9 protein-coding genes are annotated in these 12,113 nt (G+C 61.6%); 7 read left to right on the top strand and 2 right to left on the bottom strand.

What is annotated here, in order from left to right; all coding sequences use genetic code 11:
• Nucleotides 1-8 precede the first annotated feature (8 nt).
• A complete protein-coding gene (locus ACZ5WQ_RS09960) occupies nt 9-1,325 on the bottom strand; it encodes a diguanylate cyclase domain-containing protein (RefSeq protein WP_228245104.1) in 1,317 nt (438 codons plus the stop codon).
• 150 nt (nt 1,326-1,475) lie between these two features.
• Between ACZ5WQ_RS09960 and ACZ5WQ_RS09955 the strand changes: the two genes are divergently transcribed.
• Both ACZ5WQ_RS09955 and recJ read left to right on the top strand, forming a co-directional pair.
• Nucleotides 1,476-2,015: a YaeQ family protein gene (locus tag ACZ5WQ_RS09955; protein WP_228245350.1), complete on the top strand. Its 540-nt coding sequence runs from the start codon at nt 1,476-1,478 to the stop codon at nt 2,013-2,015.
• A 4-nt stretch (nt 2,016-2,019) separates the two neighbouring features.
• Entirely contained in the window at nt 2,020-3,750 is a 1,731-nt protein-coding gene (recJ, locus tag ACZ5WQ_RS09950) for a single-stranded-DNA-specific exonuclease RecJ (RefSeq protein WP_228245105.1), read from the top strand.
• 143 nt (nt 3,751-3,893) lie between these two features.
• Here the strand turns inward: recJ and ACZ5WQ_RS09945 are convergent, their stop codons facing one another.
• Nucleotides 3,894-4,985, bottom strand: a complete 1,092-nt coding sequence (locus tag ACZ5WQ_RS09945; protein WP_464383627.1) for an IS5 family transposase — start codon at nt 4,983-4,985, stop codon at nt 3,894-3,896.
• 217 nt (nt 4,986-5,202) lie between these two features.
• Between ACZ5WQ_RS09945 and ACZ5WQ_RS09940 the strand changes: the two genes are divergently transcribed.
• The 5 genes from ACZ5WQ_RS09940 (at nt 5,203) to ACZ5WQ_RS09920 (ending at nt 12,105) form a co-directional block, all read left to right on the top strand.
• Nucleotides 5,203-7,464: a putative bifunctional diguanylate cyclase/phosphodiesterase gene (locus ACZ5WQ_RS09940; protein WP_228245106.1), complete on the top strand. Its 2,262-nt coding sequence runs from the start codon at nt 5,203-5,205 to the stop codon at nt 7,462-7,464.
• Nucleotides 7,465-7,490: 26 nt separating this feature from the next.
• Nucleotides 7,491-7,907 carry a hypothetical protein gene (locus ACZ5WQ_RS09935; protein WP_228245107.1) on the top strand — a complete coding sequence of 139 codons (417 nt, stop codon included), beginning with the start codon at nt 7,491-7,493 and terminating at the stop codon, nt 7,905-7,907.
• A 63-nt stretch (nt 7,908-7,970) separates the two neighbouring features.
• A protein-coding gene (prfB, locus tag ACZ5WQ_RS09930) for a peptide chain release factor 2 (protein ID WP_228245108.1) occupies nt 7,971-9,066 on the top strand; the annotation gives its coding sequence in 2 pieces (ribosomal slippage) (nt 7,971-8,042 and nt 8,044-9,066; 1,095 coding nt in all).
• 79 nt (nt 9,067-9,145) lie between these two features.
• A complete protein-coding gene (lysS, locus tag ACZ5WQ_RS09925) occupies nt 9,146-10,651 on the top strand; it encodes a lysine--tRNA ligase (protein ID WP_228245109.1) in 1,506 nt (501 codons plus the stop codon).
• A 173-nt stretch (nt 10,652-10,824) separates the two neighbouring features.
• Nucleotides 10,825-12,105 (top strand): flavohemoglobin expression-modulating QEGLA motif protein, encoded by a 1,281-nt coding sequence (locus ACZ5WQ_RS09920; protein WP_228245110.1) that lies wholly within the window; start codon nt 10,825-10,827, stop codon nt 12,103-12,105.
• Nucleotides 12,106-12,113 lie beyond the last annotated feature (8 nt).

The following is a 12,113-nucleotide window of genomic DNA, read 5'->3' as shown; positions in this document are numbered from 1 at the left end:
ATCTGGTATCAGGGCGTCAGGGTGTGGGCGTGGGTATTGAGATCCTCGCCCAGCCGGTACTGGTTGTTGCCGCTGCGCTTGGCGCTGTACATGGCCAGGTCGGCGGCATGGATCAGCTTGTCCAGGGTGGCGGCATGATCGGGGAACAGGGCAACGCCCAGACTGGCACCAATACGGTAGTCGCGGCCCTGCAGGGTGATCACCGGCGCGAGACTGGCAAACAGTTTCTCGCTGATCTGGTGGGCCTCGTCAGTTACCCGGCTGCTGCGCGATAGCCCCTCGAGCAGGACGACAAACTCGTCCCCGCCCAGTCTGGCGACCATGTCAGAGCTGCGCACTGCGCTGCGCAGACGCTGGGCAACCGCCAGTAACACCTCGTCGCCACTGGCGTGGCCGAGCTGGTCGTTGATTGCCTTGAACTGGTTCAGGTCGATAAACACCAGAGCCAGACGCGTTTGCCGGGCTCTGGCCCTGGTCAGGGCTTCAAACAGTCGCTGCTCCAGCATCAGCCGGTTGGGCAGGCCGGTCAGCGGGTCCTGGTGGGCGCGCTGTTCCAGTTCCCGAACCGAGCGCTTTTCTTCGGTGATATCGCGTACGACACCCATCATCTTGACCGGCTGCCCGTGTTCGTTCTTGACCACGTTGCCGGTTTCCCGAACCCAGTGCACGCTGCCATCCGGCCAGATGACCCGGTACTCCTCGTCGTGGTTTTCGCCGGTGTCGATACAGCGCTGTTCGCCGGCCTTGACCCGCTCGCGGTCCTCCGGGTGCACGCTGTCGCAGAACAGGCTGTAGGAAGGCGTCACTTCGCCCGGTTGATAGCCAAACATGCCGTAGATGGCTTCCGACCAGTACAGTCGATCGGTACCGATATCCCAATCCCAGGTGCCGATGCGGGCGAAGTACTGGCTGCGCTTGAAGCGCTCCATGGCCTCGCTGCCGGCTTGCTGCTCTGCCGTCGGGTGCAGCAGCAGTATCCGCTGGCGACCGATATCGGGCAGCCGGGTCAAGTCCTGCTGAGTTTGCTGGTCGCCTCTGCGCAGCAGTGTCTCCATGCGCTGCATCGGCGCCGGCAGCGTATCCAGCATCGGTAGCCAGCGGGTTATCGGTTGGCCGGTCGGGTCGGTTTTCTCAGCGGGGTCGAGCAGGCGTGCGGCGGCAGGATTGTGCCAGCGTACCCGCTGGCGGCGGTCCAGGATCAGCAGACCGTTGGGGGACAGGTCCAGCAACCGGCGAAAGGTCCTTGCGCGCCGGTGCTCGCGCCAGAGCGCCGCACCGGTCAGCAGGACAATGATCGCAAGCGTGACAAGGAGTAGGAGCATCATCGGCTGTCGTGGCTTAGGGGTGCATCAAGTATACCCTCGGCAGCATCGCTGGCCAGTTTTTATGGCGTTTTGCCATATTGTGCTGCACACGGCATTGGCGGGGTGAATACGCTACACTGCGTGCCCGTTTTTCTGATGGACACATTTGCGATGGCCCTGCAGGCAACCCCTTACAAGGTTCAGCTGAATATCACCGACACCGACCTGGGTGTGTACGAGAACGTGCGCATGACCGTTGCCCGTCACCCGTCGGAGACCGAAGAGCGGCTGGCGGTTCGCCTGTTGGCCTACGCCCTCTGGTACCACGAGCGTCTGACGTTCGGTCGCGGGCTGTCGGATGTTGATGAACCGGCACTGTGGCTGAAAACCCTGGATGACCGGGTCGAACACTGGATTGAGGTTGGTCAACCCGATGCCGATCGCATGACTTGGTGTTCGCGCCGTGCCGAGAAGGTATCGGTGCTGGTGTATGGCAATACTCGGGTATGGATCAGCAAGCAGCTGTCTGCTGTCGCGTCGCTGGCCAACCTGAATGTGGCGGCCCTGCCCGAGGAGCCTCTGCAGGCGCTGTCTACCGATTTGCCGCGCAGCATCGACTGGGGTGTGATGATCAGCGATGGCGTACTGTACGTCAGCGATGGCGATCTGCAGCACGAGCTGCCGATCGAATGGTTGCAGGGCGAGCGTTGAGCCGATGCAGATAGAAACTCGCCCCTTGCCGCCTGCGCTGCCCGCTCTGGGCAGTCTGCCGCCGCTGCTTACACGCCTGTATGCCGCCCGCGGCGTGCTGAACGAGGCAGAGCTGGACCGGAGGTTGCAGGCTCTGTTGCCGTTTAACGGCCTGCTCGGTATTGATCGGGCGGTCGCGGTGCTGGAGCAGGCGCTGCGTTCGCGCCAGTCGATCCTGATTGTGGGTGACTTCGACGCCGACGGCGCCACGGCCAGCAGCGTTGCCGTGCTGGCGTTGCGCATGCTGGGTGCGGCGCAGGTCGACTATCTGGTGCCCAACCGCTTCGAGTACGGCTATGGTCTGACGCCGGAAATTGTTGAAGTAGCGCTGACCCGCTCGCCGCAGGTTCTGGTTACAGTCGACAACGGCATCTCCAGCATCGACGGCGTTGCTGCCGCCAAGGCGGCCGGGTTGCAGGTCGTGGTGACGGATCATCACTTGCCCGGCGAACAGCTGCCGGCAGCCGATGCCATCGTCAATCCGAGCCAGCCCGGTTGTGGCTTTGTCAGTAAGGCGATGGCCGGCGTCGGGGTGATTTTTTACGTCATGCTGGCGCTGCGGGCGGCGCTGCGTGACAGTGGCTGGTTTGCCGAAACCGGGCGAGCGGAGCCGAACCTGGCCGAACTGCTGGATCTGGTGGCGCTTGGTACGGTGGCGGATGTGGTGCCGCTGGATGCCAATAACCGCATTCTGGTGCATCAGGGGCTGGCGCGCATTCGTGCCGGGCGCTGCCGCCCGGGGATTCGCGCGCTGCTGGAGGTGGCCGGGCGCCCGCGCGAGCGGCTGGTATCGACCGATCTCGGCTTTATTGTTGGCCCGCGTCTGAACGCGGCCGGTCGGCTGGACGACATGAGTCTGGGTATCGAATGCCTGCTGACTGACAGCGAGTCGCTGGCGCTGGATATGGCTCGTGAACTGGACGCACTCAACCGTGACCGCAAGGCAATCGAGCGCGACATGCAGCAGCAGGCGCTGAAGACCCTGGAAAGCATGCAGCTGGACGAAACTGCGCTGCCGTTCGGGCTGTGTCTGTACGACCCGGAATGGCATCAGGGGGTGATCGGCATTCTGGCCTCGCGCCTGAAAGACCGCTTTCATCGCCCGGTAATCGCCTTTGCCGATGCAGGAGATGGCATGGTCAAGGGCTCGGCGCGTTCGGTTAACGGGCTGCATATCCGTGATGCACTGGACGCGGTCGCGGCGCGTCACCCCGAGCTGATCAGCAAGTTTGGTGGTCACGCCATGGCGGCCGGATTGTCACTGCGTGAGGCGGATTTTCCGGCCTTTGCCGCGGCCTTTGATGCTGAAGTGCGACGTCAGCTGCAGGCTGAGGATCTGACCGGGCGGCTGCTCTCCGATGGCGAGCTGCAGGCCAGTGATCTGTCGATGGATATCGCCGCCTCCCTGCGCGAAGCCGGGCCCTGGGGGCAGCATTTCCCCGAGCCGCTGTTTCATGGCGAGTTTCAGGTGCTGCAGCAACGGCTGGTCGGCGAACGGCACCTCAAGCTGGTATTGCGTGTGCCGGGCACTGCGCAGCCTCTTGATGCGATTGCCTTCAACATTGACCCGCAGTGCTGGCCCAATGCATCCGTCAGTCGGGTGCTGCTGGCCTACACGCTGGATATCAACGAATTTCGCGGGCGTCAGAGCCTGCAGCTGATGGTTCGTCATCTCGAACCGGTCAGCGACGTCTAGCAGCCTGTTGAAATTCGCCGCGATGATTACGTCCACTGCTTCTGGCAGCAGCGGTCGCGCTCGTTTACTTCCCGTTTAGGGCGCCAATCGATGGAAATAGCCCGATTTGGCGTGCTCCAGGCGCACCTTCCCCGTCAACGCGCTCATGCCATTGAGCCTGTAGCCAGCAGCTTCGGCAGGCGCACCAGGTTGCTTGCCGCCATGGCCAGCTGGAACAGCGCGTCGACACGCTCAAGTCCGCGTTGCTTCACCTGGCGCAGGCCTGCCGCCGCCTTGAGCCAGCCGAAGTGGGTTTCGATCCAGGCGCGAATCTTCAGGCTCAGTCCATAGCCAGCATGGCGCGTGGTACGGCCGTCGATGGCGCTACGCCGGCCACTGGTGTTCTGTGCCACATGCGGTGTCACGCCGAGTGCCCGACAGGCGGCCACGAAGTCTGCCGTATCGTAGGCCTTGTCCGCAGCCAAGGTGCGGCGACGGCGACCACCCAGCTTGCTCAGCATCGCCAGCGCGGCTTCGCGTTCGCCACGGCCACCGGCCAGAGTCACATGAGCACTGCGCACCAGGCCACTGCGGTGTTCCATCAGCACATGCCCCATGTAACTCAGCTGCGCGCCGGTGTTGTGGCTCTTTCGGTACAGCCGGGCATCCGGATCGCTGGTCGAGGCGTGGGTGTCGTTGCTGCGCTTGTGCCCCTTGAAGTCCGGCGGGGCATTGCGTGGTCCGGGGCCTTGATCGTCTGGAGAGTCGTCCTTGGGCCGGAAACTCTTCTGAGAGGCCCAGGCTTGCAGCAATGTGCCGTCGACTGAGAAGTGCTCATCCGAGATCAGCCCCTGCTTCTCTGCCAGGCGCACCACCTCGCTCAGAAATTCGGTGGCCACGGCCTGGGCATTGAGACGGTCACGGTTCTTCGAGAAGACCGAGTGATCCCACACCGGATCATCGATGGCCAAGCCGACGAACCAGCGGAACAGCAGGTTGTAGCCCAGTTGCTCCATGAGCATCCGCTCGCTGCGCAGCGAGTAGAACAACTGCAGCAACTGTGCCCGCATCAGCTTCTCGGGGGCGATCGAGGCGCGACCGGTGTCGGCATACAAGGTGTCAAACAGGGCGCTCATCCGCTGCAGAGCGGTGTCTGCCAGCTTGCGGATGGCGCGCAGGGGGTGAGTCGCTGGCACGAAGTCATCGAGCTTGGCGACAGTGAACAAGGATTCCTGAGTGATATCGGCGCCACGCATGGAAATCGGGGTTCCCGGCAGATTGGAGCCGATATCGTAAACCTTACACTGCAAAGTCAGACAGACCGTAGGCGAATTTCAACAGGCTGCTAGATTGACGTATTCAGGGGATTGACCTGCCGGGCGCTTTTGGTTTTCATGCAGTGATACAGAGATCACAAATGCATCACCATTCTTTTTGCCCGAGGATAAGTCGGGCGCGCTTGGGGGCAAGGACGTGCCGGACCTGAAGCAGCAATTGCTGAATATGCAGCGTCACCTTGGGCTGAACCCCAATGAGGTGAGGCAACGGCTGCGCCTGCTGCTGATTAATGACACCGGGTTCGACTGCCTGGGCGCCCACCTGCCGACGCTCGATCATTTGCATGCGGAATGCATCGAGGCGCTGCTCCAGCATCTGGAACAGTTTGACGAGCCGGCCAGGTTGCTTTCCCATCCCGGCCGCCTGACTGCGCTGAAGGGGCAGCAGCAAACCTACTTCCGGCAACTGCTGCGTGGCCCGTATGACCTGCAGTACGTGCGTCTGCGCCTGCTGGTGGGGCTGACCCATGAGCGCCTGGGCGTGGATCTCAAGTGGTATCTGGCGGCCTTTCACTTCTATCTTGATTTCATGCATCGGGCCATCAACCGTCAGTGGCGTGATGAACCGAAGCTGGCCGAACAGCTCTATGGCAGTCTGCTGAAGGTGGCCTTCTTTGATCTCAGTCTGACCGTCGATACCTACTCCAGTGCCGGCAAGATGGCGCTGCAGGCGAGTGAGGATCGCTATGCCCGCGCTGTTCAGGGCGCCAGTGACGGGCTCTGGGAGTGGCATGTCGAGGACGATCGGCTGCATGTATCGGAGCGCTGGCTGGCCATGCTCGGGCTCGACGCGGGGCGTGCTCCACGTACCCTGGTTGACTGGGCGGCCTTGATTCCCGAGCTGCAGCGCGGCGGGTTCCTTGCGGCGGTACAGTCGCACCTTGATGGTCGTCAGCCGTATCTGCATGTCGAGTGCGAAATGCGTGACAGCTGGGGGCGCCTGCTCTGGGTAATGATCCGTGGCGTAGCGGCCACCGATCTGCACGGCGAGCACCTGCTGGCCGGGTCGCTGACCGATATCAGCCAGCGCAAGCAGACCGAGCAGGAGCTGGCGCACATGGTGTTGCATGACGAGTTGACCGGGTTGCCCAACCGGCAGCAGGTCAGCCAGCTGCTGACCCAGGCGCTGCAGCGTCAGGCCAAGCCGGGGGCACGTCATGCGGCGGTGCTGTTTATCGACCTGGATCGCTTCAAGCTGATCAATGACAGCCTTGGACACCAGGTCGGTGATCAGGTGCTGATTCAGGTCGCCAAGCGGATTGAGCGCTGCCTGCGCCCGGGCGATCACCTGGCGCGCTTTGGTGGTGATGAATTTGTGGTGTTGCTGGATGACATGGCCGTGGCCGGCGATGCGGAAGTGGTGGCGAAGCGCATCATGCACGCATTGCAGTACCCGATCATCGCGGCCTCTCGGCGCTTGTCGGTCAGCGTCAGTATCGGCGTGGCTCCTCTCAAGGGCCATGGTGGCCAGCAGGATGTGCTGCGCGAGGCGGATCTTGCCCTGTATCGGGCCAAGGCGTTCGGCAAGTCGCAGCTGGCGCTCTACAGCGAGGCGCTGCAGGAAGAGGTGAATCAGCGCCTGAATCTTGAAAACGCACTCAGCGAGGCACTGGCGCAGCGTCAGTTCGAGCTGTTCTATCAGCCCATCGTGCAGGTTTCCGCCGGACGTGCCCATGCTGTCGGTGTTGAAGCATTGCTGCGCTGGCGGCAGGGCGCGCGGCTGGTGTCTCCGGACGAATTTATTCCGGTTCTGGAAGAGTCGGGCGAGATTGTCGAGGTGGGTGAATGGGTCCTGCAACAGGCCTGTGCCCAGGTGCGTCAGTGGCAGCAACAAGGGCTCAGCACCCTGCGCTGCTCGGTCAACCTGTCCAGCCGGCAGTTGCAGGAACAGGGCTTCCCCAATCGGGTGGCGCAAATCCTGCGGGAAACCGGGTTGCCGCCGTCCAGCCTGGTGCTGGAAATCACCGAGAGCCTGCTGATGCGCGACGTCCCCGATACCCTGGCAGCACTGCGGGAGCTGGAGAGCATGGGGATTCGCATTGCGCTGGATGACTTTGGTACCGGCTTCTCTTCGCTCGGGTATCTGCATCGCTACCCGTTGCACATTATCAAGGTCGACAAGAGCTTTATTACCCGGGCGCCTGACGATGAGCGCCTCAAGGCGATCAGCCGCGCCATCATCGGCCTGGGGCGAGGGCTGGATATGGATGTCATCGCCGAAGGTATCGAGACCCCGGAGCAGATGGATTTTCTGCACAACGAGGGCTGCAACTTCGTGCAGGGCTTCTGGTTCAGTCGGCCGCAGTCGGCGCTGGATATCTATCCGGTTCTGGAGCGGCTGTCGCTCAAGCCGCCTGCCGTCAATGCGGCTGATCATCAGGCTGCTATAGTGCTGTAACGTTCAGCGTATCGAGTGGGGGTCTCATGCGTCACGGGGTGCTTGCGTTCATTGCCGGATTTCTTGCGGTATTCAGCTTTCATCAGCCTGCACTGGCGCTGCTGCATGCCGCCGGGGTGGTGCCTTTCCCTGCGTTTTCCCTCGAGCCGGTTGCGCCACTGGCAGTGCCCTCTGTGGTGTCCTCGGCATTCTGGGGTGGTATCTGGGGGATTGTTCTGGTGCTGGCGCTGGCGCGCATGGGCAAGTCGCTGGTCTGGCTCAAGGCGGCCCTGTTTGGCGGGATCGTGCTGACTCTGGTTGCCCTGTTGCTGGTATTTCCACTCAAGGGCTATGGTCTGGACTGGCAGCTGTTTGCGCCGCGCTTCGCCATCGGATTCATCCTCAATGCGCTCTGGGGCCTGGGCACGCTGGTTTATCTGCGGGCCTTTGCTCAGCGGGCATGACGGCTGCACGCGGCGACTGAATTCCGCTACAATGGCGGCTTTTTCCTGCCGGGATTCGTCACCATGGAAATCAATCCGATTCTGAACACCATCAAAGACCTGAGAAGCCGCTCTGAAACCATCAGGGGGTATCTTTGACTACGATCACAAGCGTGATCGTCTGACCGAAGTAGAGCGTGAGCTGGAAGATCCCGGTGTCTGGAACGACCCGGAGCGCGCCCAGAACCTGGGGCGTGAACGCGCTGCACTGGCGCAGATCGTTGAAACCCTGGATGAAATGAGCAGCGGCCTGGCGGATGCCGGCGAATTGCTGGAAATGGCCGCCGAAGAGGGCGACCAGGGCGCGGTGGATGATGTGGTGAGCGAGTTGCAGCGTCTGCAAGAGTCGCTTGAGAAGCTCGAATTCCGCCGCATGTTCAGTGGTGAGATGGACGCCAACAACTGCTACCTGGATATTCAGGCCGGTTCCGGTGGGACCGAAGCGCAGGACTGGGCCAATATTCTGCTGCGCATGTACCTGCGCTGGGCCGATCAGCATGGCTTCGATGCCGAAATCGTTGAACTGTCCGAGGGCGAAGTCGCCGGCATCAAGAGTGCGACCGTTCACGTTCGCGGTGAATACGCTTTCGGTTGGCTGCGTACCGAGATTGGCGTGCATCGACTGGTGCGCAAGAGCCCGTTCGACTCCGGCAACCGTCGTCATACGTCGTTCTCTGCGGTTTTTGCTGCACCCGAGATCGACGACGATATCGAAATCGATATCAACCCGGCGGATCTGCGGGTGGATACCTATCGCTCGTCCGGGGCGGGTGGTCAGCACGTTAACACCACCGACTCGGCGGTACGGATTACCCATATCCCGACCAACACCGTGGTCAGCTGCCAGAATCAGCGTTCGCAGCACGCCAACAAGGACCACGCAATGAAGATGTTGCGGGCCAAGTTGTACGAACTGGAAATGATGAAACGTACCGAGGCTGCGCAGGCGCTGGAAGACACCAAGTCCGACATCGGCTGGGGCCACCAGATTCGCTCCTATGTGCTCGACCAGTCGCGCATCAAGGATTTGCGCACCGGTATCGAGAACAGCAACTGCAACGCGGTACTTGACGGCGATCTCGACGAGTTTATCGAGGCCAGCCTGAAACAGGGCCTGTAAGCCGAGCGCCGCACGGCAATCCGCCGAGGCCCGCGCTGCGGGCCGCTAACCGAATTGATTTTTCCGGGATTTCACTGACATGACCGACCAGCCGCAAGACCTGCAAGCCCATCACGAGGAAGAGAATCAGCTGATCGCCCAGCGCAAGGCCAAACTGGCCGCTGCTCGCGAACAGGGTATCGCCTTCCCCAACGACTTCCGCCGCGACAGCCTGTGCGCCGACCTGCAGAAGGCCTACGAGGGCAAGAGCAAGGAAGAGCTGGAAGCAGCGGCAATCCCGGTCAAGATCGCCGGACGCATCATGCTCAACCGCGGCGCCTTTATGGTGCTGCAGGACAGTTCCGGCCGTCTGCAGGTCTATGTTGACCGCAAGGGGCTGCCGGCCGAGACCCTGGAAGCGATCAAGACCTGGGATCTGGGTGACATCATCGCCGCTGAAGGCACTCTGGCGCGCTCCGGCAAGGGCGATCTCTATGTGCATATGAAGGACGTGCGTCTGCTGACCAAGTCACTGCGCCCGCTGCCGGACAAGCACCATGGTCTGACCGATACCGAGCAGCGCTACCGTCAGCGCTACGTTGACCTGATTGTCAACGAGGAAGCGCGTCATACCTTCCGCGTGCGTTCACAGGTGATCGCGCATATCCGTCGGTTCCTCAACGACCGCGGCTTCCTGGAAGTCGAAACTCCGATGCTGCAGACCATTCCGGGTGGCGCGGCGGCCAAGCCATTTGAGACCCATCACAACGCCCTGGACATGCCGATGTTCCTGCGCATCGCGCCGGAACTGTACCTCAAGCGTCTGGTAGTTGGCGGCTTCGAGAAGGTGTTCGAGATCAACCGCAACTTCCGCAATGAAGGTGTCTCGACCCGTCATAACCCCGAGTTCACCATGCTCGAGTTCTATCAGGCCTACGCAGACTACCGCGACAACATGGACCTGACCGAAGAGCTGTTCCGCGAGCTGGCGCAGGCGGTGCTCGGCACCACCGACGTGCCCTACGGCGACAAGGTCTTCCACTTCGGCGAGCCCTTCGTGCGTCTGTCGGTGTATGACTCCATTCTCAAGTACAACCCGGAGATCACCGCCGACGATCTCAATGACGTCGAAAAAGCCCGCGCCATCGCCAAGAAGGCCGGCGCCAAGGTGCTTGGTCACGAGGGGCTGGGCAAGCTGCAGGTAATGATTTTCGAGGAGCTGGTCGAGCACAAGCTGGAGCAGCCGCACTTCATCACCGAATACCCGTTCGAAGTCTCGCCGCTGGCGCGCCGCAATGACGACAACCCGAACGTCACCGATCGTTTCGAGCTGTTTATCGGTGGCCGCGAGATCGCCAACGCCTACTCGGAGCTTAACGACGCCGAAGACCAGGCCGAACGCTTCCTCGCCCAGGTGGCCGAAAAGGACGCCGGTGATGATGAGGCCATGCACTACGACGCCGACTTCGTGCGCGCGCTGGAATACGGCATGCCGCCGACCGCCGGTGAAGGGATCGGTATCGACCGCCTGGTCATGCTGCTGACCAACTCGCCGTCGATCCGCGACGTCATCCTGTTCCCGCACATGCGGCCAGAAACGGCCTAGGCGGCTTCGCCGCCAGCTGCAAGCTTTAAGCTTCAAGCGGCAAGTAGTTCGTGCTGTCCAGGACTATGATGAGCATCAGATTGTCCGCGTAGTCCGCGAGATTGCGTGAATGCACGGACAGCTTGTAGCTTGCGGCTTAAGGCTTGAAGCTGCGACCAAAGGGAGCCACCCCCGTGAAACAGAGTGAGCAGTATCAGCTGGTCATCCGCAGTCTGTCTGATCGGATTGTCGAGGCGCAGGCGCCGATTCGGGTGCTGGATGCCATCAAGTGGGACGACAGTATCCGTGACACCTTCCTCAAGAAGCGCTGCAAGGCGCTGCCTGATGTCAATGCGGACTATTACGCCCAGCGTCCGCTGAGCTTTGATCCGGCTGAACGGCGGCAGATTTTTCAGGATATCGAGCGTGATATCACTCGCCAGCTGGGCAGCTTCAACCCGGTTGGCCAGATCATGCGGCGTATGTGCCGGGAATACCGCATGGTCATCCGCATGCTGGAGGCACGCGGTACCCAGGATTTTGGACTGATCTCGCAGGAGCTCTATGGCGCGGCATCGGACGCTTTTCACGCCGGCGATCCGACCTTGACCGACCTGGGCATCATGCTCAGCGAGTCGCTGAAGAACATTGCCCGTACCGAACTGGCGCGCGACCCGAAAACCATCGCGGCGCCCGACGCGGTGCAGATTCTGCAGGCACGCATGAACGAGGCGTTCCCGGACGACCAGGCGGTGCGCGTGTTCGAGTCCGACGGTATCGTCGCTGATGCCGCCGCGGGTGCCGACTACATCAAGATCCGCAGCGATGCGATGTTCAACCAGCGTGACCTGAACATTCTGGCTGTGCACGAGGGGATGGTGCATGTGGCGACCAGTCTCAACGGCCAGCACCAGCCGATCTGTACCTTCCTGGCCAAGGGACCGCCGTCGTCCACGGTGACCCAGGAAGGGCTGGCCATTCTGATGGAGGTCCTGACGTTCAACTCCTATCCGGCACGCCTGCGCAAGCTGACCGACCGTACCCGGGCGATTCAGATTGCCGAGACCGGTGGTGATTTTCTTGATGTCTTTCAGTTCTATCGGGACGAAGGCTATTCCCGTGACGACAGCTACAACAATACCAGTCGTGTATTCCGTGGCTCGGCCAGCAACGGTCTGCCGTTCACCAAGGATCTGGTTTATCTGAAGGGATTTATCCTGACCTACAACTATATCCAGCTGGCGGTGCGCAAGGGCAAACTGCAGCAGATTCCGCTGTTGTTCTGCGGCAAGACCACGCTGGAGGATATGCGTACCCTGGGGCAACTGGTGGACGAGGGGCTGGTTGTGCCGCCGCGCTACCTGCCGGCGCCCTTTGCCGACCTCAACGCCCTGAGCGCCTGGATGTGCTTTTCGGGGTTTTTGAACAACCTCAGTCTGGATCGAGTCGAAGCCGACTACGCCAACATTCTGTAATTGGAGCA

The organism is Halopseudomonas sp. T1L2 (genome assembly GCF_055397385.1).
Note: the sequence above shows the minus strand (reverse complement) of the source record. Positions and strands in the feature narration are given on the sequence as shown.

Excerpts from the sequence above, each read along its gene's own strand:
- ACZ5WQ_RS09955 (WP_228245350.1), top strand. The coding sequence starts at position 1,476 with ATGGCCCTGCAGGCAACCCCTTACAAGGTTCAGCTGAATATCACCGAC.
- ACZ5WQ_RS09960 (WP_228245104.1), bottom strand. The coding sequence starts at position 1,325 with ATGATGCTCCTACTCCTTGTCACGCTTGCGATCATTGTCCTGCTGACC.
- ACZ5WQ_RS09935 (WP_228245107.1), top strand. The coding sequence starts at position 7,491 with ATGCGTCACGGGGTGCTTGCGTTCATTGCCGGATTTCTTGCGGTATTC.
- ACZ5WQ_RS09945 (WP_464383627.1), bottom strand. The coding sequence starts at position 4,985 with ATGCGTGGCGCCGATATCACTCAGGAATCCTTGTTCACTGTCGCCAAG.
- lysS (WP_228245109.1), top strand. The coding sequence starts at position 9,146 with ATGACCGACCAGCCGCAAGACCTGCAAGCCCATCACGAGGAAGAGAAT.
- recJ (WP_228245105.1), top strand. The coding sequence starts at position 2,020 with ATGCAGATAGAAACTCGCCCCTTGCCGCCTGCGCTGCCCGCTCTGGGC.